Origin of the sequence: Pseudomonas vancouverensis (assembly GCF_004348895.1) — a bacterium.
Lineage (GTDB): Bacteria > Pseudomonadota > Gammaproteobacteria > Pseudomonadales > Pseudomonadaceae > Aquipseudomonas > Aquipseudomonas vancouverensis.
This window is the reverse complement of sequence record NZ_RRZK01000035.1, coordinates 173,125-194,995: the sequence shown is the minus strand read 5'-3', so window position 1 is coordinate 194,995 and position 21,871 is coordinate 173,125. Positions and strand designations below refer to the sequence as shown.

At 59.1% G+C, this 21,871-nt stretch carries 18 protein-coding genes; 12 read left to right on the top strand and 6 right to left on the bottom strand.

Annotation, left to right across the window (positions count from 1 at the left end; translation table 11 throughout):
* The first annotated feature begins 26 nt into the window (after nucleotides 1-26).
* From EIY72_RS27595 to EIY72_RS27540, 12 genes are all read left to right on the top strand, one after another.
* Nucleotides 27-380 carry a hypothetical protein gene (locus EIY72_RS27595; RefSeq protein WP_093221872.1) on the top strand — a complete coding sequence of 118 codons (354 nt, stop codon included), beginning with the start codon at nucleotides 27-29 and terminating at the stop codon, nucleotides 378-380.
* 699 nt (nucleotides 381-1,079) lie between these two features.
* Entirely contained in the window at nucleotides 1,080-2,258 is a 1,179-nt protein-coding gene (locus tag EIY72_RS27590; RefSeq protein ID WP_093221877.1) for a YcaO-like family protein, read from the top strand.
* A gap of 36 nt (nucleotides 2,259-2,294) precedes the next feature.
* Complete coding sequence (locus EIY72_RS27585) at nucleotides 2,295-3,998, top strand: ATP-binding cassette domain-containing protein (protein ID WP_093221880.1); 1,704 nt, start codon at nucleotides 2,295-2,297, stop codon at nucleotides 3,996-3,998.
* Nucleotides 3,999-4,190: 192 nt separating this feature from the next.
* Nucleotides 4,191-5,150 (top strand): AAA family ATPase, encoded by a 960-nt coding sequence (locus tag EIY72_RS27580; protein ID WP_093221883.1) that lies wholly within the window; start codon nucleotides 4,191-4,193, stop codon nucleotides 5,148-5,150.
* Between the two features lie 5 nt (nucleotides 5,151-5,155).
* Nucleotides 5,156-6,100, top strand: coding sequence for a DUF58 domain-containing protein (locus EIY72_RS27575; protein WP_093221886.1), 945 nt, complete (start codon nucleotides 5,156-5,158; stop codon nucleotides 6,098-6,100).
* A complete protein-coding gene (locus tag EIY72_RS27570; RefSeq protein ID WP_093221890.1) occupies nucleotides 6,097-6,591 on the top strand; it encodes a DUF4381 domain-containing protein in 495 nt (164 codons plus the stop codon). The genes EIY72_RS27575 and EIY72_RS27570 overlap by 4 nt, the downstream gene beginning before the upstream one ends.
* Entirely contained in the window at nucleotides 6,584-7,666 is a 1,083-nt protein-coding gene (locus tag EIY72_RS27565; RefSeq protein ID WP_093221894.1) for a vWA domain-containing protein, read from the top strand. Before EIY72_RS27570 ends, EIY72_RS27565 begins: the two co-directional genes overlap by 8 nt.
* Nucleotides 7,663-9,411 (top strand): tetratricopeptide repeat protein, encoded by a 1,749-nt coding sequence (locus EIY72_RS27560; RefSeq protein ID WP_093221898.1) that lies wholly within the window; start codon nucleotides 7,663-7,665, stop codon nucleotides 9,409-9,411. Before EIY72_RS27565 ends, EIY72_RS27560 begins: the two co-directional genes overlap by 4 nt.
* The gene (locus tag EIY72_RS27555; RefSeq protein WP_093221903.1) at nucleotides 9,408-11,045 is read left to right on the top strand and encodes a BatD family protein; all 1,638 of its coding nucleotides are present in this window, start codon (nucleotides 9,408-9,410) and stop codon (nucleotides 11,043-11,045) included. The genes EIY72_RS27560 and EIY72_RS27555 overlap by 4 nt, the downstream gene beginning before the upstream one ends.
* A gap of 54 nt (nucleotides 11,046-11,099) precedes the next feature.
* A complete protein-coding gene (locus EIY72_RS27550) occupies nucleotides 11,100-12,344 on the top strand; it encodes an exonuclease SbcCD subunit D C-terminal domain-containing protein (protein ID WP_093221908.1) in 1,245 nt (414 codons plus the stop codon).
* On the top strand, nucleotides 12,341-15,982 hold the full coding sequence (locus tag EIY72_RS27545) for an AAA family ATPase (protein WP_093221913.1): 3,642 nt from the start codon (nucleotides 12,341-12,343) through the stop codon (nucleotides 15,980-15,982). The genes EIY72_RS27550 and EIY72_RS27545 overlap by 4 nt, the downstream gene beginning before the upstream one ends.
* Nucleotides 15,979-16,575 (top strand): glutathione S-transferase, encoded by a 597-nt coding sequence (locus EIY72_RS27540; protein ID WP_093221918.1) that lies wholly within the window; start codon nucleotides 15,979-15,981, stop codon nucleotides 16,573-16,575. The genes EIY72_RS27545 and EIY72_RS27540 overlap by 4 nt, the downstream gene beginning before the upstream one ends.
* A gap of 158 nt (nucleotides 16,576-16,733) precedes the next feature.
* On the opposite strand, the gene EIY72_RS27535 is transcribed toward EIY72_RS27540, so the two are convergent.
* The 6 genes from EIY72_RS27535 to EIY72_RS27510 form a co-directional block, all read right to left on the bottom strand.
* Nucleotides 16,734-16,991 (bottom strand): hypothetical protein, encoded by a 258-nt coding sequence (locus EIY72_RS27535; protein ID WP_093221923.1) that lies wholly within the window; start codon nucleotides 16,989-16,991, stop codon nucleotides 16,734-16,736.
* Nucleotides 16,988-17,200 (bottom strand): hypothetical protein, encoded by a 213-nt coding sequence (locus EIY72_RS27530; RefSeq protein WP_093221928.1) that lies wholly within the window; start codon nucleotides 17,198-17,200, stop codon nucleotides 16,988-16,990. Before EIY72_RS27530 ends, EIY72_RS27535 begins: the two co-directional genes overlap by 4 nt.
* 246 nt (nucleotides 17,201-17,446) lie before the next feature.
* Complete coding sequence (locus EIY72_RS27525) at nucleotides 17,447-17,626, bottom strand: hypothetical protein (RefSeq protein WP_093221932.1); 180 nt, start codon at nucleotides 17,624-17,626, stop codon at nucleotides 17,447-17,449.
* Nucleotides 17,627-17,780: 154 nt separating this feature from the next.
* Nucleotides 17,781-18,950: a lactonase family protein gene (locus EIY72_RS27520; protein WP_093221936.1), complete on the bottom strand. Its 1,170-nt coding sequence runs from the start codon at nucleotides 18,948-18,950 to the stop codon at nucleotides 17,781-17,783.
* Nucleotides 18,943-19,239 carry a DUF5629 family protein gene (locus tag EIY72_RS27515; protein ID WP_231985565.1) on the bottom strand — a complete coding sequence of 99 codons (297 nt, stop codon included), beginning with the start codon at nucleotides 19,237-19,239 and terminating at the stop codon, nucleotides 18,943-18,945. Before EIY72_RS27515 ends, EIY72_RS27520 begins: the two co-directional genes overlap by 8 nt.
* Before the next feature lie 230 nt (nucleotides 19,240-19,469).
* The gene (locus EIY72_RS27510) at nucleotides 19,470-21,854 is read right to left on the bottom strand and encodes an efflux RND transporter permease subunit (RefSeq protein ID WP_093221944.1); all 2,385 of its coding nucleotides are present in this window, start codon (nucleotides 21,852-21,854) and stop codon (nucleotides 19,470-19,472) included.
* Between the last annotated feature and the right edge of the window lie 17 nt (nucleotides 21,855-21,871).

Here is a 21,871-nt window from a genome sequence, read left to right as displayed (position 1 = left end):
CCACGCTCGCTGAGCAGGAAATCCCCATGAAGATGAAAACCGCCCTACTGATCGTCAACCCTTGCGATGACGAAGAAGACAACATGGCCATGCTCTGCTGTCACAGCGACCAGGGCGAGATGTTCCTGATGAGCCGTTACCCGGACGAAGACGAGCTGGAAATCACCCTGGACGGCGAGCCGTCGACACTGGACGGTGTAAAGGTGACGCTGAGCCCTGCCCTGCTGAAGATCGAAATTGCCGCGGCGGATGCCGATGCGCTCAATGGGGATGATGTGCTGGAAATCACCTTCAATCCCGACATGACTGATATGGCTGAACTGGAGGAAGCCTTGAAGAACATTCTCGAAGGGACCGGGACTTACATTCGACAATTGTGATGGTGCTTGAGCAGGCGTCTGCGCAGGCAAGCTGTGCGCGCCTGAACCCAGTGATTGTTGATTTCCACATCTACATAAGAGCGGTGAACTTGCCTCGTTGAGGCACATATATAAGGCGGGACGACATCTTCGAAGTCGTCCCCCTGTCGCTTTTTCTCGAAAGACAACACAATTGAAAATTGTCGTCATCATAATCCAGCTCATCTTTGTGCATTGCCACCTCTCGGCACCGCCTACTTCACCGACAATCCATGCTTTCTAGTAAAAACCGTTAAACACCGCAAACCATTGAAATAATTACACACAAATATAATTTTAAACACATACAAAAAATCCTCGAGAATTCTCCCACATCCATGCGGGATCATGCCGACGCCTTTACAGGATATTTCGCGGCGCAACGCAATTGAACACCTAGAAACTTATTGATATTACTAAGTCACTTGCGAAACAAAGCATCGCAAGTGCGGCGCTTACTTGCAAACGCCGCCACACTTAGAAAGGAGTTAATATCATGGGTAAAAAGCGTACTGAAATAACCCCTTGGGATAGCCTGCCGCAGGGTATGGGTCCGTCAAGCGGATTGCTGGCAACTGAAGTAAATTTCTTTGCCTCACTGATCAACTGACACATTCATAAGCCACCGGTAAAAATGCCGAAAGGGCCCTTTCGGCATCTGAAATCTTCACGAGGCCAACCATGTCCGAGCGCGAATTCAGCCCTTCCGAAGCATTATTGAAAATTCAAAAAATCGTCCACTCTTTGAATCTGAGCGCTGTTACACATCATGCTGATACCGGAAAGCTTGTTGCAACCGCACAACTTTTTGACGCCAATAACAACCTAATAGAGTCTGGTGCAGGCAAAGGTCCTGATTCGCTTATCGGCGCACTAGCCGAAAGCATCGAACACTTTTCCACCTTTCAACTCAACGAAAACGACTTAAGCACCCAGCACTGTGATTTCATCACCACTCAGAAAGCCGCTGAGCATGATGGATTTCTGAGGAGCTTACCGTATGAAAACAAGCCGACAATCGAATGCTTGAAACTGACAACATTCGATGGAATGGAAGAGCTTTTTATACCGGCCATACTTCTTTGCCCGAGAATGGCAAACGAATCTTTGAATAAGGCAACTGAAGGAACACGATTTTTATCTCGCTACTCCTCCAATTCAGGGATTGCCTTTGGTTGCACCAAAGCGGAAGCGTTGTTGCATGGAACCCACGAAATCATCGAGAGACACCTACTTTCCCGATTTTTTATGGCTGTTTGTGAGATCGGCCCCGCCATTCAACTGTACACACCATCTAAGATGCTACTTGCGAAAGCACTACAGGATAACCCTTACGCACTGACACAAGCGGAAAAGCTGCAGATCATAATCATCAAAGATATAATGAATGTTTATTTTTCAGTCGCACTACCAAAAGCCGGCGCAGGAAATTTCCACATATCACCTATCGGATCAGGCTGCTCACTGGACATCTACATTGCCATTCAAAGGGCGGTAACGGAGCAATTCCAAGTCGACGCCTTATACGACGACGCCCAGCATGCGCTTGATCGAAGAACGCTGGACCTCCTTGCAAGCTCAGAAAAGCTAAAACACCTGATAGACTTCTCCCCTATAATAAATAAGCACTTTCCTGTAATTGACACTCCACTGAAAAAACTCTCGGAAAGCGTTACACAACAACTGGACCTTATAGAAAATCACGCGAGAGCATCTGGAAAAAGAATCTTCCACAGATGTGTAGCTCAATACCCTGGCAATGGCATTGTTTGCCAGTCATACATTCCGGGGCTCGAACGTTTCAACCTCATCAGAAACGGATGCCTGGTTGTTCCCCAACGGGTTTTGCGCCAAATATAAAATCAGTCTGGCTCCATAGAGCCCATAAGGCATCCAATGCAGACGCTCATCAAAACAGCTTGCAAAAAACATGCAGCGCTATTGGCTGTAACAATTACCACAATAATAGCGTTGAAAATCATTTCTCTGGGACCTCCCCTACTGCTGGGGAAAGTGGTTGACACACTCAACGATGGCAATCAAGCAGCGCTCTATACACTTCTGTTGCTGATAGCAGGCTTCGTACTGGCCGGATGCATTCAGGCAGTCATTATGCCATTACAAATATTTCTACTATCAAAGCTTGTACAACATATAGTCATGAATGCATCCATCGGCTGGGTCGTCCAACTGATGCGTAAAGAATTTCTGCAGTTCAGTTCATGGCGCATCGGGCACTTTATAAAATCCGTGGAGCGCGGATTTACCGCTCACGAGCATTTGCTGACGTTTTTTATCACAATTGGTTTACCTCTTTGTCTGGAATTCATAATTATCGGCGGTGTTTTTGCCTATATGGGTGGTGCTGGTATTTTTTTTGCCATGACTGCACTCGGCATGGTGTATTTATTTGTTACCCATTGGATCATCAGATGGCGCAGGAAACATATTAATGCTGTCAACGAACAGGAGGATGAACTCAGCGCAGTCTTGTTCAGCACCATGAGTACCGGCAAGGCAATAAAACTGGAAGGTGCCGAACGCACAGCCGCACAACCGTTGAACACAGCCTTTCAGCAATATGCACAAGCGGCGATTACGGTGGCGGGTTCGGGCGGTATTTTGAACGCGGCGAAAATTTTGTTTGTAAGCCTCTCCACAGGAGGATTACTCCTTTGGGGGGCGCTCGATCAATTGACGAACGAGTCAAGCATCAGCGTGGGTCAATTGGTCGCGATCTTCTCCATTGCCGGGAGTTTCCTACTCAATATCACAGCATTGACAGAGGGCTACCGGATTCTTGATCAGTTTCTCGCTGACCAGCGGCGGCTTCAGCAGCTCTTGTCATTGCCAAATTTTGACGACAATCGACAAGCTGAAATCGTGCCTCAAAGCGAGTCGAGCCTGGTTCTCGAACCCTGTGCTGTAACAGACAACGGGATAAACCGCCTGTCCATAGCAAGCACCATCACGCTCACACAAGGACAGTCCGTTGCTATTACTGGTCCCAGTGGTGCGGGCAAATCCACTTTGATGGAAGTACTGGCCGGGATCTACGCGCCGACGAGAAAGCAGCTGAGCATCGACGGCACGCCGGTTATCGAGTTGAGCGGCCAAAGTCATTTGGACACACTAAGATATTGCCCCCAATCACCGCAGTTTCTCGCGGGGTTCTTTGACCACTCAGTTCTGTTTGGTGCTCCCCCATCGCCACATCTGACTCAGGCCATACGGCGTCTAAATCTTGAGGAGATTGCCCGCCATCGCAGCATCAATGAAAACGCCTCCAATATCTCGGGTGGAGAGGCAAAACGACTGTCTCTGTTACGTCTGATCAACCGGCCGGGTCGATTTAATCTGTTTGACGAGCCCACTTCATCCATCGAGCCGAAGTTGGCCTCCCCGGTTTGGGACCTGCTGTTCGATTGTTACGCAGGCCGCGGGCTGATTTGCGTGACGCACGACGTGGGTAACCTTTACCGCTTCGATCGAGTCATCGTCATGCAAAACGGCGTGATTATCGATGACGGTCCTTGGTGCGATTTGGTCAACCGAGCAGCAATCAAGCTCTTGCTGAGCGATCTGCAAACGAGGGAGTAGGAACTGGACGATGGGGACATAACAGTCAACTCATCTCATTCAGTAGAAAATTCCTACAAGCACCGCCAATCATTTCCCGCACTTTGCGCAAAATGCCGTTAGTCGGCACACCCCCCAATGCATTAAAGTAACGCCCCCGGCCCCGGCGTTTTTGCAACGCTCTGGGGCAACCTTTTGCAGGAACAGTCATCGATGGAACATCGTGAAGCGCTGCTGGCGCTGCGAACCTTTCTTTCAACGCAGATTCTCGGCCAGGAAAAGCTCATCGAGCGTTTGCTCATCGCCCTGCTCGCCGACGGTCACATGCTGGTCGAGGGCGCCCCTGGCCTGGCCAAGACCAAGGCCATCAAGGAACTGGCCGAAGGTATCGAAGCGCAGTTCCATCGTATTCAGTTCACCCCCGACCTGTTGCCTGCCGATATCACCGGCACGGAAATCTATCGCCCGGAAACCGGCAGCTTCGTGTTCCAGCAAGGGCCGATCTTTCACAACCTGGTACTGGCGGACGAAATCAACCGCGCCCCGGCCAAGGTCCAGTCAGCCTTGCTCGAAGCCATGGCCGAGCGCCAGGTCAGTGTCGGTCGCAGTACCTATGACCTGTCGCCGCTATTCCTGGTAATGGCCACGCAGAACCCGATCGAACAGGAAGGCACCTACCCGCTGCCGGAAGCCCAACTCGACCGTTTCCTGATGCACGTCAAAATCGGTTTTCCGGACGCTGCCGTCGAGCGGCGCATCCTGCAACAGGCCCGCGGCGAAGCGCTGAACGGCGAAACCAAGCCGGAGCGCCGTGTCAGCCAGCAGGCGATCTTCGCCGCGCGCAAGGAGATCCTCGGTCTGTACATGGCCGACGCCGTGGAGGAATACCTGGTGCAACTGGTCATGGCCACCCGTAACCCGGCCAAATTCGACCCGGAAATGGCCGAGTGGATCGCCTACGGCGCCAGTCCACGCGGTTCGATTGCCCTGGACCGCTGTGCCCGAGCCCATGCCTGGCTGGCCGGTCGCGATTTTGTCAGCCCGGAAGACATTCAAGCCGTGCTGTTCGACGTCCTGCGTCACCGCATCATTCTTTCTTTTGAAGCAGAAGCTGCCGGCATCGACCAGGATCGGGTCGTCCAGCGCATACTCGACGTCGTAGCCGTCGCTTGACCCCGATGAACACCAGCCTGCCGCCCGAGCCGGGCATTCGTGTCAGCCTCGCCGACCTGATCGAAATGCGTCATCGCGTGCGCGAAGTGCAGTTGTTTTCTACACCCAGCCAGCGCAGCCCGCTGATCGGCCTGCACCACTCCAAACTGCGTGGCCGGGGCGTCGACTTCGATCAGGTGCGGGTCTACCAGGCCGGTGACGATGTGCGCACCATCGACTGGCGTGTCACCGCACGCACCCAGGAACCGCACACCAAGCTGTTCCATGAGGAACGCGAGCGGCCGATTTTCATCATGGTCGAGCAAAGCTGCCGGCTGTTCTTCGGCTCCGGGCTGATGTTCAAATCCGTGCTCGCCGCCCAGGCGGCCGCCCTGATCGGCTGGGCGGCGCTGGGCCACAATGACCGCGTGGGCGGGTTGGTGTACGGCGACAACGAGCACTACGAAATCAAGCCCCGGCGCAGTAAACAAAGCCTGTTGCAACTGCTCAACCGACTGGTGCGGGTCAATCAGTCACTCAATACCGACAGCGAACCGGACCGCGATGCCTTCGGCATTGCCCTGCGCCGCGCCCGCGAGGTGTCGCGCCCCGGCAGCCTGGTGATCGTGATCTGTGACGAGCGCGCACTCACCGACAGCGCCGAGCAACAGTTGAGCCTGTTGTCACGGCATTGCGATCTGCTGCTGTTGCCGCTGTCCGACCCGCTCGATCACGCCCTGCCCGCTGCGGGCTTGCTGCGTTTCGCCGAGCGTGGCGCGCAACTGGAGCTCGACACGCTGAATTTCGACCTGCGCCAGACGTACCGCGCCCAGGCCGAAGAACGTATCGCCCGTTGGGAAATCCTCGCGCAAAAGCTGCGGGTGCTGCTGATGCCGCTGAGTACCCAGAGCGAAATGGTCGAACAGCTGCGCGAATACCTGAACCCTCAAAAACCGGGGGCCAGCCGATGAGCAGCCTCGATCAACTGCAACCGCTGATCACCCCGCCTCCGATTGCCTTCTGGCCACCGGCGCCAGGCTGGTGGCTGCTGCTGTTATTGCTGCCGCTGCTCGGTTTCGGCTTGTGGAAACTGCGGCGCTTTCTACCGAGCAAGCGCCCGGTGGTGCGTGCCGAGCAACCACTGGATCCGGTACGCCTGGCGGCACTGGCGGAACTGGCACAAATGAGCAAACCCTATGACGGCGCGCCGGCCGGCGCCTGGCTGCAGCAACTCAACGGTTTGCTCAAGCGTCTGTGCCGCAACCATTACCCCTACAGCCAGAGCCATACCCTCAATGGCCGCAAATGGCTGGCATTCCTCGACAATCGTTGCCCGGCAGCCGGCCTGACGCGCTGGATGGTGTTGGTTGAAGGCGCCTACAAGCCCGAATGCAAGCTCGACGACAAGGCCATCGCCGGCCTGACCCAGGCCGTCGACACCTGGATTCGCAAGCATGTTTGAGTTCAACTGGCCGTGGATGTTTGCCCTGCTGCCATTGCCGTGGTTGATGCGCCTGATCCTGCCCGTTGCCGACAGCGGTGAGCCGGCACTCAAGGTCAGCTTCCTCAACGACCTCGAAGGCCTTGCCGGACGTCGCGCCCGGGCCAATCTGCCGGCCTGGCGCCAGCAAGCGCCCTTCGTTGTGCTGTGGCTGTTGCTGCTGACGGCAGCTGCGCGTCCACAGTGGCTAGGCGAACCGCTGCCTATCGCCGCCAGTGGTCGCGACCTGCTGGTGGCGGTGGACGTGTCAGGCTCCATGGACTTTCCCGACATGCAATGGCACGACGAAGACGTCAGTCGCCTGTCGCTGGTCCAGCACTTGCTCGGTGACTTTCTCGAAAGCCGTGACGGTGACCGGGTCGGCCTGATCCTGTTCGGCAGCCAGGCCTATCTGCAGTCACCCTTGACGTTTGACCGGCACACGGTGCGGGTCTGGCTCGATGAAGCCCGTATCGGCATTGCCGGCAAAAACACCGCCATCGGTGATGCCATCGGCCTGGCGATCAAACGTCTGCGCATGCGCCCGGCCACCAGCCGCGTACTGATCCTGGTGACTGACGGCGCCAACAATGGCGGAGAAATCGATCCGCTGACCGCCGCCCGACTGGCGGCCAGGGAGGGGGTCAAAATCTATCCGATCGGCATTGGCGCCGACCCGGAGCAAAGCGGCAGCGTCGGCTTTCTTGGCGTCAACCCAAGCCTGGACCTCGACGAACCTGCGCTCAAGGCCATTGCCGAAGTCACCGGTGGCCAGTATTTCCGCGCCCACGATGGCAAGGAGCTGCAAGCGATCAAGGACACCCTCGATGAACTGGAACCGGTGGCCCAGCAACCGACTCAGGCCCGTCCGGCGCAGGCCCTCTATCACTGGCCGCTGGCCCTGGCGTTATGGTTGAGCCTGTTGCTGGTGGCGCGTGTGCTCTGGCCGGATAACCCCCTGCAACGCCTGTTCAACAAGGACCTGTTTTTGCAATCACAACTGTTGCCCGACTGGCGTCAACGCCTCAAGCGCCTGCGCCTGCGGAGGCGTCGATGAGCGCGTTGTGGCCATACTGGTTCCGTCCCTGGTTCCTGCTGCTGTTGCCGGTACTCGGCTGGCTGCTCTGGCAACTCTGGCACCGCAAGAAGCGCGCGGGTCGCTGGCAGATGATTTTGCCGCCGGCCTTTCACGCCGCGCTGCTCAGCGGTGGCAACGGCCGCGACAGCAAACTGCCGTGGATTGCCCTGGGCCTGGCCTGGCTGTTGACCTTGCTGGCCCTGCTCGGACCGAGCTGGGAGCGCGTGGAGCAAACCAGTCAGAAACCGGCGGATCCGTTGGTGGTATTGCTGGAACTGACCCCGGAAATGCTTGCCACCGATGTTCCGCCCAATCGTCTGGAGCAGGCGCGGCGCAAGGTCTTCGACCTGTTGCAGAACCGCAGCGACGCACAGACTGCGATCGTCGTGTTCGCCGGCAGCGCGCACACCCTGGTGCCGCTGTCGGACGACCTGTCCACCAGCCGTAACCTGCTGGATGCCCTCAAGCCATCGCTGATGCCCGAGGCCGGTCATCGTGCCGACCTGGCCGTGGTCAAGGCCCTCGCGCTGCTTGACCAGGCGGCCCTGGGTGAGGGGCGGATACTGCTGGTCGGTTCGTCCCTGACCGAACAGGAGCGCCAGGGTATCCGCCACGCACTGAGAGGCAAATCAACCGAGTTTCTGATGCTCGGCATCGGCACGCCCGAAGGTTCGCCGATCACTCAGGAGGACGGCAGCTTCCTCAAGGACGAACAGGGCGCGATCCTCGTGCCGCGTCTGGACGATCCCGGCCTGAAAGACTTCAGTCATGACCTCAACGGTCGCTACCGCCACGCCCGTCTGGACGACAGCGACCTGCGCGCCCTCGGTCTTCTCGACGGCCCGCGTCATTTGCGCAACGATGGCCAGACCCTGCGCCTCGATACCTGGGCCGACCAGGGTTACTGGTTCCTCCTGCCCTTGTTGCTGCTGGCTGCCTGTGCCGGGCGCCGCGGCTGGCTGCTGTGCCTGCCGTTCCTGCTGGCCTTGCCGCAACCGAGCTATGCCTTCGAATTCGAAGACTTCTGGCTGCGCCCCGATCAACAGGGCCTGCACTTGCTCAAGCAAAAGCGCCCGGCTGAAGCCGCGCTGCATTTCGCAGACCATCAGTGGCAAGGCGTGGCGCTCTATGAAGCAGGCGACTATGCCGGCGCCGCCGAGCGGTTTGCCGAGGGTGACGATGCCATCGCCCACTACAATCGAGGTAATGCCCTGGCCAGAAGTGGAGAGCTGGAAGCCGCAGTGGATGCCTATGAACAGGCACTGGAACGGCAACCGGACCTGCGCCCGGCATTGACCAACAAATCGCTGGTCGAAAGCCTGATCAAGCAAAAGAATACGCCGCCGCCGAAAGCGGAGGCCAAGCCTGAAACCGACACCCGCGACGAGCCCGCAAGCAACGCGCAAACACCGGCACCAGGCACCGCGTCGGAGCCTGCGAACATCGGCGAATCGCAAACCCAGGATTCACAGTCCAAGCCGAGCACCGAACAGCCGTCGACCGCCGCGTCAAAACCCGGGACCAATGAGGTCCCCGGCAGCGAACTGGGAGACGAGCAACACACGACGCCTCCCCTGCCCCCGGCGAGCGAGACCATTGAGGGTGAACAGCAACAGGCGCTGGAGCAATGGCTGCGACAGATCCCGGACAACCCGGGGGAATTGCTCAGGCGTAAATTCTGGTACGAACAGCAACAACATCAGGATCAGGGAAAAACTCGATGACCCGCTTCACCGCTTTATTGCTCACGCTGTTGCTCTGGACCGTTCAAGCCCAGGCCGCGGAGCTGGTTTCCAGTGTCGATCGCAGCCGCCTGAACTCGGGCGAGACGGTCGAACTGACCCTGGAATCCTCGGATGTCACGCAGTTCGGCAAACCGGACCTGACGCCGCTCGAGCCGCTGTTCGAGGTGCGTGGCACCCGCCAAGTCAACCAGTTGAACACGCTCAACGGCGACAATCAGGCGACGACCCGCTGGATCATCACCCTGCTGCCCAAACAGAACGGCAGTGTGGTGATACCACCGTTGCACCTGGGCGAACTGCAGAGCGAGCCGATCACCCTGCAAGTAGTGGAAAGCGAAACCCCGGAAAACCCGAACAAGCGCGCCCCGGTGTTCATCGATGCGAGCCTCGATCAAACCAGCGTCTATGTGCAGGCCCAGGCGATCCTGACACTGCGCATCTATCATTCGGTGTCGCTGTACGACGACAGCAGCCTGCCGCCCTTGCAGATCGCCGATGCGCGCATCGAGCAACTGGGCGAATCGCGCACCTACGAGAAAGACATCGACGGCCTGCGTCACGGCGTGATCGAAATGCGCTACGCCATCTACCCGCAGCACAGCGGCGAACTGATCATTCCGGCGCAGGTCTTCAATGCCGCGCTGGTCGATGCGCAACCGACGCAGGACACCAGTCCAGGCGCGAAATCGGGCAAGTTGATGCGCGTCAGCTCCGCCGAGCTGTTGCTGACGGTCAAGGCCAAGCCCCTCACCTACCCGGCAGATGCACCCTGGTTGCCGGCCCGCAGCCTGACCCTGAGCGAGAGTTGGAACCCCGACCCGGATCACGCTCAGTTGGGCGAGTCGCTGACCCGCAGCCTGACCGTACAGGCCGAAGGCCTGGCCAGCACGCAACTGCCGCCCCTGCCCGGCACCGACGTCGCCGGCCTGCGTCGCTATCCGGATCAACCGGTGCTTGGCAATCAGAACAGCGAGCGCGGCCTGATTGGCAGTCGTGAGGACCGTGAAGCCCTGGTACCAACCCGCGCCGGCGCCATCGAGCTACCGACCGTGGATGTGGTCTGGTGGAACACCTTCGAGGACCACCTGGAACACAGCAGCCTGCCTGCCCGCACCCTGCACGTGGCGGCCAACCCAAGCCTGGTGGTCGACACACCTGCCGGCGCGTTACCCACTGAAGCCAGCGCCGACAGTGAAGCACTGTGGCGCTGGAAACTCAGCACGCTGATTCTCGCTTGCACGACATTGCTCGGTTTTGGCCTGTGGTGGCGCGGTCGCTGGCAACCGGCGGTGCTGCGCACGGCACAGACCGGGCCGAGCCCACGCACCGTGCTTGACGACCTCAAGCGTGCCTGCCTGGCCAACGACCCGCAATCCACCCGCCAGGCCCTCGATGCCTGGGCCCGGCAACAGCCGGAAACCCTGGCCGACATGGCCGCCCGTTTCGTCCCCCTGTCCGATGCCCTCGATGGCCTCAACGGCGCGCTGTACAGCGAAACCGGCCAGCATTGGCAAGGCGAGGAACTGTGGCGGGTGATTCGCACCATCCCGATCGCCGAACGGGTCCAGGACCCGGTGGCTGACAGTGGGCTACCGCCGCTTTACCCCAAATAATCAAAAAGCAGCGGCCGTGTCTGACGCGACCGCTGCTTCTGTATGGAATTGCTCATGCGTCTGTTTCACACCTCCGACTGGCACCTCGGGCAGAACCTGCATGGCCAGGATCGCGACTTCGAGCACGGCTGTTTTCTCGACTGGCTGCTGCGCCAGCTCAAGCTGGATCAACCGGACGTGCTGCTGATCGCCGGTGACATCTTCGACACGGTGAATCCGCCGGTAAAAGCCCAGGAACGCCTTTACGACTTCATCGTCAGCGCCCACGACCAGCAGCCGCTGCTGACCATCGTGATGATCGCCGGCAACCACGACTCCGGCTCCCGCATCGAACTGCCCGCGCCCTTGATGCGCCGCTTGCACACCCACGCGCTGGGCCGTGTGCTGTGGCTCGATGACGGCCAACTGGATGCCGAACGCTTGTTGCTGCCCTTGCCGGACGCCAGCGGTGCGATTGCCGGCTGGTGCCTGGCGTTGCCGTTCCTGCGCCCGGCCGAAGTGACCGGTGCGCATCTGGGTGACAACTACTTGCGTGGCATCGGCCAAGTGCACGAATGGCTGATTGCCGCGGCAAATACCAAGCGCCAGCCAGGTCAGGCGCTGATCGCCATCAGTCACGCACACATGGCCGGCGGCTCGGTGTCGGAAGACTCCGAACGCAGCCTGATCATCGGCAACGCCGAGGCGCTGCCCGCCAGTTTGTTCGGACCGAGTATCAGTTATGTTGCCCTGGGACACCTGCACAAGCCGCAGAAGGTCAACGGCGAAGAGCGAATTCGTTATAGCGGTTCGCCGATTCCGCTGTCGTTTTCCGAGATCAGCTATCAACACCAGATTCTCGACATCAAGCTCGATGGCGAAACCCTGGTCAGCGTCGAGCCCAAACTCATCCCCCGCGCAGTCAATCTGCAACGCATCGGCCCGGCGCCGCTGGCTGACATCCTCCTGCAACTGGCAGACTTGCCGAACATCGACCTGCTGGCCGACATCCAGCGTCAGCCATGGCTGGAAGTGCGGGTGCGCCTCGACGAGCCGCAGCCCGACCTGCGCAACCAGATTGAAACCGCCCTGCAAGGCAAAGCGGTGCGCCTGGTGCGCATTGCCGCCGAATATGCCGGCAACGGCAGCCGTGAAAACGGCGACGAAGGCAACGCACTGATCGAACTGGATCAGCTTACGCCCCAGGAATTGTTCAGCCGTGCCTGGCAGGACAACTACGGCAGTGAAGTCGACGAACAAACCCTCAAGGATTTTGCCGAGCTGTTGCAGGACGTACAGATGGAGAGCGAACAACCATGAAGATCCTCGCGATCCGCCTGAAGAACCTCGCCTCCCTGGCCGGGCCATTTGAAATCGATTTCACCGCCGAGCCCCTGGCCAGCGCCGGTCTGTTCGCCATCACCGGACCCACCGGCGCCGGCAAAAGTACCTTGCTCGATGCCCTGTGCCTGGCACTGTTCGGTGCCGTGCCGCGCCTGAACAACACCGGGCGCGACGCCAAGGTGCCGGACGCCGACGGCGAAATCGGCACCGGCGACCCGCGCACCCTGCTGCGTCGCGGCACCGGTGAGGGCTTTGCCGAAGTGGACTTCGTCGGGGTCGACGGGCGTCGTTACCGGGCACGCTGGGAAGCCAACCGCGCCCGCGAAAAGGCCGCCGGCAAGCTGCAGGCCAGCCGTCAGAGCCTGCGTGACATCGATCAGGATCAGTTGCTGGCCAGTCAGAAAGGCGAGTACAAAACCCAGCTCGAAGCCGCCCTGGGTTTGAATTTCGAACAGTTCACCCGTGCGGTGCTGCTGGCGCAGAGCGAGTTCAGCGCCTTTCTCAAGGCCGACGACAACGACCGCAGCGAACTGCTGGAAAAACTCACCGACACCGCGCTCTACACACGCCTGGGTCGTCGCGCCTTCGACAAGACCAAGGAAGCCCGCGAGGCGCACAAACTGCTTCAGGATCAGGCCACCGGTGTGACGCCCCTGGCGCCTGAAGCCCGAGCCGAACTCGACGAGCGCTTCAATGCCGCGCAGCAGCAACTCAAGTTGCAACAGGCCCAGCTCAAACAGCTTGAACAGCAGCACACCTGGCTCAAGGAATTGCGTCAGTTGCAGGACAGTCAACTTGCCGCGTCCGAGCAATTGCACAGTGCGCAACAGCACTGGGAGAGCCTGGCTGGCGAGCGTCTGAAGCTGACCAGGCTGGAACAGCTCGCCCCACAACGGCACCAGTTCGCCCGCAAGACTGAACTCGATGCACTGCTGACGCCATTGGCTGCGCAGATTAGCGCTCACACCCGCCAACAGCTTGAACTGACCGAGCGGCAGACGTTGCTGGAACAACAGCTCGGCACGTCGCGGATCGCCCTGAGCGAGGCGCAACAACGGCAAAACGACAGTGCGCCGCTATTGCGCCAGGCCTTCGAAGAGCAAAGCACCCTCGCCCGTCTGGGCAAGGAGGCCACCGTCAGCGCCGAGGCCCGGGACAATGCGCAACTGGCATTCAGCCAAGGCCAGAGCGCGATTCAAGCCTTGCAGGAAAAGCAGGCCCAGGTCGCCGAGCGTTTGCAACGCATCGCCGGCGAACTTGAGCAAAGCGCTCATCTGGCACCGCTCAGCGATGCATGGAATGCTTATCGGGATCGCCTGCAACAGTTGATGTTGATCGGCAACCGATTGAACAAGGGTCAGACTGAACTGGCCAGTCTCGAACAAAGCGCCCAGCACAGCGCCGAAGCGCTGGCATCGCAAAAGCAGCAACTCGAAGTCCTGTTCCAGGAGGCCGGCGCCGAACCGGACGCCGTGGCCGAACAGATCGGTATCCTCGGCAACCTGTTGCAGGACAACCGCAAACAGTTGCGCGCCATCGAAGACCTGACGCGCCTGTGGAGCAGCCAGCAGGAACTGGACGTCCGTGGCGCCGACCTGCAACAACGGCAACTCGCCGCACAACAGGAGCGCGAGCGCCTGACCCAGGACGGGGTGAAAACCAAGGCCGAACTGACAGTCGCCGAACAGACGCTCAACGTCACCCGCGACCTGCTCGAGCGCCAGCGTCTGGCGCGCAGTGCCAGTGTCGAAGAGCTGCGCACGCAATTGCAGGATGACCAGCCGTGCCCGGTCTGCGGTAGTCACGAGCACCCGTATCATCAGCCCGAAGCGCTGCTGCAAAGCCTAGGTCGCCACGATGTAAACGAGCAGGCCAGCGCGCAACAGGCGGTCGATCAGCTCAAGGAAAAAATCACCGAGCTGCGCGCCGAGGTCGGTGGCGTCATTGCCCGGCAAAAGGAACTGCTGCAGCAACAGGAGCAGTTGATCGCCCAGCAACAAGCCCTCGCGCCGAGTTTCAACGCTCATCCGCTGGCCGCTCAACTGCTGGAGCTGGAGACAGCAAAGCAAGAGGCCTGGCTGACCCGGCACAACGATCAGTTGAACCAGAGCATCACTCAGGACGAGCAACGTCAGCGCGCCCTGCTCACGCTGCAACAGGACGCCGCACGCCTGACCCAACAATTGCGCCAGGCCGAAACCGCGCATCAGCAAGCGGCCCAGCACCTGAGTAATCAGCAACGGGAACTGGGTAGCGATCGCCAGCGCCTCGACGAAGAGCTCGCGGCCTTCGCCAGCGTACTGCCGAGAGAAACACTCGAAGCGCTGCGTACCGAACCTGCGAATACCTTCATGCAACTGGATCGCCAGATTGCCGAACGCCTGACCCAGCTCGACCAACAAAAGGAAGAGGTGGCCGAGCAGCAACAGCGTCAGCAAACCCTTGAAAAAGAACTGGATCGCCAGCAGACCCGCGAGCAACAGCTGCGAGCCGCCGCGCAACAGTTGACTGAGCTGACCGACCAGCAGATGGCTTGCCAGCAAAGGCTCGCGCAATTGCTGGGTGAACACAGCAGCGCCGAGCACTGGCAGCAAGGACTGGAACAGGCCATCGAACAGGCACGGAGCGCCGAGTCGAGCAGGGCAAACGAGCTGCAAGCGGTACGCACACAGCTAGTACAAACCACCACCGAGCTCAAAGCCCAACAGGAACGCCTGCAGGCACTGGAAATCGAAGATCGCGATCTCACCGACAAAATTGCCGACTGGCGCGGCCGACACCCGGAACTCGACGACGGCGGCCTCGAAGCCCTGCTGCTGACCGACGATGCGCAAGTCAGCGAGCTGCGCCAACGCTTGCAGCAAAACGAAAAAGCCATCGAACAGTCGCAGGTCCTGGTGCAGGAGCGTGATCAGCGCCTGCTCGAGCATCAGGCCCGGCACAACGGCAATCTCGACGCCGAGCAGCTCGCTACAGCCCTGACCGATCTGCAAAACAAGTTCGCCATCAGCGAACAGCAATGCGCGGAACTACGCGCTGAGCAGGCCGAAGACCAGCGTCGGCGCAATGCCAATCAGGCGCTGGCGCAGCAAATCACCGATGCCTACAACGAATACCAGCGCTGGGCACGATTGAACGCGTTGATCGGTTCGGCCACCGGTGACACCTTCCGCAAGATCGCCCAGGCCTACAACCTCGATCTGCTGGTGCACCACGCCAACGTTCAGCTGCGCCAACTGGTGCGCCGCTATCGCCTCAAGCGCGGCGGCAGCATGTTGGGTTTGCTGGTGATGGACACCGAGATGGGCGACGAACTGCGCTCGGTGCATTCGTTGTCCGGTGGCGAGACCTTCCTGGTGTCGCTGGCACTGGCGCTGGGTCTGGCCTCCATGGCCTCGAGCACCTTGAAAATCGAATCGCTGTTCATCGACGAAGGTTTCGGCAGCCTCGATCCGGAATCCCTGCAACTGGCGATGGATGCCCTCGACGGCTTGCAGGCTCAAGGGCGCAAGGTCGCGGTGATTTCTCACGTACAGGAAATGCATGAACGGATTCCGGTGCAGATACAGGTGCGCCGCCAAGGCAACGGCCTGAGTACCCTGGAGGTGAAATGAACACACTCTATTCCTTCCGTCGCTGCCCCTACGCCATGCGTGCGCGCATGGCTCTGCGCTATTCAGGCGTTGAGGTTGATATCGTTGAAGTCAGCCTGAAAGCCAAACCCGCGGAAATGCTCGCGCTATCAGCAAAAGGCACGGTGCCAGTGCTGAGCGCCGGCGATCTGGTGATCGAGGAGAGCCTGGACATCATGCGTTGGGCCCTGGCGCAGAACGATCCGATGGACTGGTTGCTCAAGCGTGATCCTGCCGCCGCCGCGCAAATCAATGGGCTGATCGAACAGAACGATCAGGTGTTCAAGGTGCACTTGAATCGCTACAAATACGCCGAGCGCTATCCCGAGCAGCCGATGGAGGCTTATCGCGCTGAAGGCGAAGTGATTTTGCACCGGCTGGACGAATTGCTGGAGGGGCGCGACTTTTTACTGGCCGATCATCCGAGCCTGGCCGATGTGGCGCTGATGCCGTTCATACGCCAGTTCGCCCATGTGGATCGCGAATGGTTTGCGCAGACGCCCTATCGGCGCTTACAGACATGGTTGCAGCGGTTCCTCGAGTCGGATTTGTTCACCGCTGTGATGCGCAAATAAGCCAACACCCCTGTGGCGAGGGAGCTTGCTCCCGCTGGGCTGCGAAGCGGCCCCGCTTCACTTTTTCAGGCCACCCTCATCAATCGGTTTTGCGACTGCTGCGCAGCCGAACGGGAGCAAGCTCCCTCGCCACAAAAGCGGCGGGTGGCTGCTTGAGTTCAAGCCAACACCTGGCACATACCGATCGCCGAGCAATCCACCTGAAACGGGCCGAACGCTACGCTTTCACTCTTGATCGGCGGGTTGCCGGCCATCATTTCCTTGGCCTTGGCGTTTTCAATGTTGCGCGCGATGTTGTGATTGGCCTCTATGGTCCGTGCGACCGAACCTGCCGAGCCCTGCCCCATTCCCAGCAACGAGGTGCCGTTGGTCATCAGCGCCAGGAAGGCAATGACCCAGAATCTGCGCCCTTTCATAGCCCGACGACTCCCGCGATTTCAGCCGAGTCGGCCGTTGCTTGCAGCGAGCGGTGTTCAAACTGGATGCCGGGGTGAGCGACCTGAATCGGCGCTTCGAAGCTGTGTTGCGTCTGCGCGGAAATACTGACCACCAGCACCAGGGCTAGGTAAAGACCGATCGCCACATAGGCGCCGTGTTTGGCAGAGGTAAGGATTGCGCTGGCCATGTCGTTCTCCGCAGGCAGGTTTCAATGCCCACAGATTCGATCAAAACCGCTTCAGCCACCACTCAGTGTTTTTCATAGTGACCATCAGCCGGGTTGATCATTAAGCCAATGTATTGCGCACTTAAAGAAAAGCTATGAAGCAGAAACGCGTTATGCAGGAGCGACTTCACTCTGATCACTTCCGACATAAATGCCGTCGATCATTCAGTGAGTTCGCTCCTGCATAAAGGCTGCAGGGATTAACGCTCAGGCGTGGGTTTTGTGATCCAGTGCGGCGTAGAAGTTGGCGCTCTGTTGCAGGTATTTCTGGGTGTAGCTTTGGGTGTGGGCTTTTTTGTCGCTGATTTCGACGTTGGCACTGGCTGGCAGGGCAACGGTGGCGGAAATGGCGGAAGCGGCGATGACGGAGAAGATGTTGAAGTTCATGGTGCAGTCCTCGGATTCAGTTGGCTTGTTTGCCCGGTGGGGCCGTGAAGCAAACTTAACCCTCGAGGGTCCATGCCTTGAAATGCTTTGTAGCAGTACCAGATATCAGCGTCATTGATAAAAGCGGCAGGCCCCATCAACCGGGGCCTGCGGCCTATTGACGCAGCAAGAACTTGAGATCGCTCGGCGCGTCCATCGGCAGTTTTTGCACGGTTTTGCCCAAAAGACCGGTCTTGGCATCGCGCTCGACGATGACAATCTGGTTGCTCTTCTGGTTGGCAATCAGCAGGAACTTGCCACTCGGGTCGAGGGTGAACTCTCGCGGGTGATCACCCTCGACTGAACGACGTTGCAGTTCCTTGAGGTGCCCGGTCGCCGGATCGATGGCGAACACCAGCAACTGATTGGCCGTGCCACGGTTGCTGACATAGAGGAATTTGCCATCGACCGAGGCATGCAGCGCTGCTGCCGCCTTGTCCGAGACCGGTTGCCCGGCGGCCAGGTCGACCATTTGCGTCTGCCCGAGCGTACCGTCGTGGTAATCGAATACGGCGACCTGTGCGCTCATTTCCATGGTCAGCCAGCCGTGCTTGCCATCGGCGCTGAACAACAGATGCCGAGGACCGCTACCGGCCGGTAACTGCACGAACGGCGGTGTCGCCGGGGTCAGCGGCAACTGCGGGTTAGCCTGGGGATCGTAGCGATAGGCATAGACCCTGTCCGCGCCAAGGTCATTGCTGAACACGTACTGGCCGTCGGGCGAAAGAATCGTCGAGTGCACATGGGCCGAGGCCTGCCGCTCCGGATTGACCCGGCTGGCAGGATGGCTCCTCATCTGCACCACAGCTTGCAGCTTGCCATCCGCTGCCACCGGCAACACCGCGAGCGTACCGCCCGGGTCTTCGGCGACCGAGTAGTTGCTGACGAACAGGTGGCTGGCGTCGGCGCTGAGGCTTGAATGGGTCGGCTCGTCGCCCAGGCTTTGCACCTGACTGATCAGGCTCAACTCATGGGTCTTGGGATCGATGGCGTAACTGCTGACACGCCCTACCGGGTCGTTCTGACCGGGGCCATTTTCGTTGACCGCAAACAGATGACGCTGATCCTTCGAAAGGGTCAGCCAGGACGGATTCTGCGCCTTGATCACTTGCAAAGGCTTGGGGTTGAGTTGTCCGGTGGCGCTGTCGAAGGCCAGCCGATAGATACCCTCGCTGGTGCCGGCCGTGTAGGAACCCACCAACAATTGGTACTCATCGGCGGAGGCTGTCGTTACACCCATCGCGCCAATACTGCCGGCCATCAACAGAGGCCAGAGCTTACGCATCCTCGTGATCATCATCTTCGTTGTCCCCGCCGATAGCGTCCACGCACACCAGGCGATGCTCGCCGGTGTCATTGGTGATCAGCCAGCTTTTTAGTGTCGGGTCAAAGGTTGCTGCTTCAACCTGTGCCGGGGTGAACTCCCAATGCTTCGCATCGCGACCGTCTATGCACTCGATATGCAGGTTGTCGTGCTCATCAAGGGAAAATTCGAATGCGTGAAGGTCGTCGATTAACACCATGTCGCAGTGATGTTCTAGGACGTCGAGCAGGGTTTGGGGTACGGCAGTCATGGCAGTCAATCTTTGAATGGGAAAGACGCAATGATAGCTCATTGTGCCCTGCCCAATGTGGGCGCGGCGGTGTGGCGATCCGACTTGCCCACGCAAGCGGCTTTAGGCTAAGCCCCTCGTAACCTGACATATCGCCATCGCGAGCAAGCCCGCTCCCACAGGGGGGTGAATAAAATTTTTGGCATAAAAAAGCCGCGAGGCAGTCGCGGCTTTTTCATTGCAGACGTGGATCAGTGAGCGAACAGCGAGTTGCCCTTCTGCCCGGCCAGTTTCTCCGGTTTGATCAGGAAACGCGCCAGGGCCGGCAGCAGCCACAGGGCGCCGAACATGTTCCACAACAACATGAAGGTCAGCATCAGGCCCATGTCAGCCTGGAACTTGATGGCCGAGAAGATCCAGGTGCAGACACCGATGGCCAGGCACAGACCGGTGAACAGTACGGCTTTACCGGTGGACTTCAGCGTCTGGTAGTAAGCCTCTTGCAACGGCAGGCCGGCACGCAGGAAGCTTTCCAGACGGCTGTAGATGTAGATGCCGTAGTCCACGCCAATGCCCACCCCGAGCGCCACGACCGGCAGGGTCGCGACCTTGACGCCGATGCCCATGAAGGCCATCAGGGCGTTACCCAGTACCGAGGTCAGCACCAGCGGCAGCACGATGCACAGGGTTGCGGCCCACGAGCGGAAGGTGATCATGCACATCACCGCCACACAGATGTACACCAGGATCAGGATGGTCAGTTCGGACTTCTTGATCACCTCGTTGGTCGCCGCTTCGATCCCGGCGTTACCAGCGGCAAGCATGAACTCAAGACCTTCCTTGTTGTTCTCCTTGGCGAATTCCTGCACCGCATGCACCGCACGATCCAGGGTCTCGGCCTTGTGGTCGTTGAGGAACACCAGCACCGGTGCCAATGAGCAGCTGTTGTTGTACAGGCCGTCAGCACGGGCAATGGAGTTGTTCAACACGTCCGGGTTACGCGACAGGCTTTCCCACTTCAGGTTGCCTTCGTTCATGCCCTTGATCATCTGCTTGGACACAGTCACCAGCGAGATGGCCGACTGCACACCCTCGGTGTTCTCCATTTTCCACATCAGCTGATCGATCGGTGCCATCGCTTCGTAGCGCGAGCAGCCTTCGGCCTTGGTCTTGACCATCACCACCAGTACGTCGGAGCTGGTGGAATAGTTGTTGATGATGAAGTTGTTGTCCTTGTTGTAGCGCGAGTCCGGACGCAACTCCGGCGCGCCCTGGTCAAGGTCACCGATCTTCAGGTTCTGGCTGTACCAGAGGCCGCCACCAAAGGCGATCAGTGCCAGCAGAATCGACACCGGTGCGACTTTGGCGCTGGCGAAGTTGGCCAGCAGGCGCCAGAACGGATGTTCGCGGGTTGCGTCTTTCTTGCTGCGCGCCACGGCACGTTTGCTGATGCCGACATAGGAAATCGCCACCGGCAGCAGGATCAGGTTGGTGAACACGATCACCGCCACGCCGATGGACGCGCCGATGGCCAGTTCACGGATCACGCCGATGTCGATGATCAGCAGCGTGATGAAGCCCACCGCGTCGGCGAGGATCGCGATCATCCCCGGCAGGAACAACTGGCGGAAGGTACGCCGTGCTGCGGTAAGCGCGTTGTCCGCCTCACTGGATTGCAAGGCGATACCGTTGATCTTCTGTACGCCGTGGGAAATGCCGATGGCGAAAATCAGGAACGGCACCAGCATCGAATAGGGATCGAGCCCGAAGCCGAAGAAGTGCATCAACCCCAGTTGCCAGACCACCGCCACCAGCGTCGTACTCAATACGGCCACGGTGCTGCGCAGGCAGTTGGTGAACCACAGCAGCAGAATCAGGGTGATGACAAACGCGATGCCGAAGAACATCACCACCATCACCAGACCATCGATCAGGTCGCCGACCTTCTTGGCGAAACCGACGATGTGAATCTTCACATGGGGGTTCTGCGCTTCGAACTTGTCGCGGATCTTTTCTTCCAGCTCATGGGAGAACTTGCGGTAGTCCAGCGCCAGCAGCTTGCCCTGGTCCTGCGGGTCCGGGTAGGACTCCAGCAGCGGAATGTCGACGATGCTCGACTTGAAGTCGTTGGACACCAGGCGCCCTACCTGCCCGGACTTGAGCACGTTGTTGCGCAGCAGGTCGAGGCTGGCTTGCGAGCCGTTGTAGCTCTGCGGGATCACCTCACCACCGGCAAAACCTTCTTCCGTCACTTCGGTCCAGCGCACGCTCGGACTCCACAGCGACTTCAGGCCGGAACGGTCGACGCCGGAAATGTAGAACACCTCGTCGTTGATCTGACGCAGGGTCTCCATGTATTCCTTGGAGAAGATGTCGCCATCGGTGGCTTCCACCGAAATCCGCACGGTGTTGCCCAGGTTCGCCAGGTCATTGCGGTGCTCCATCATCTTCTGGATGAAGGGATGCTCCAGCGGAATCATCTTCTCGAAACTGGTGGACGGACGAATCAGCGTTGCCTGCCAGAACAGGAAAATGCTGACCAGTAGGCAGATGGTGATCACTGCCGGGCGGTTGTTGAAGATCAGGCGCTCGAGAAACGTCGCCTTGTCTTGATGGTGAGTACTCAAGGAAGTCATAGCTGCGCCTTCTTATT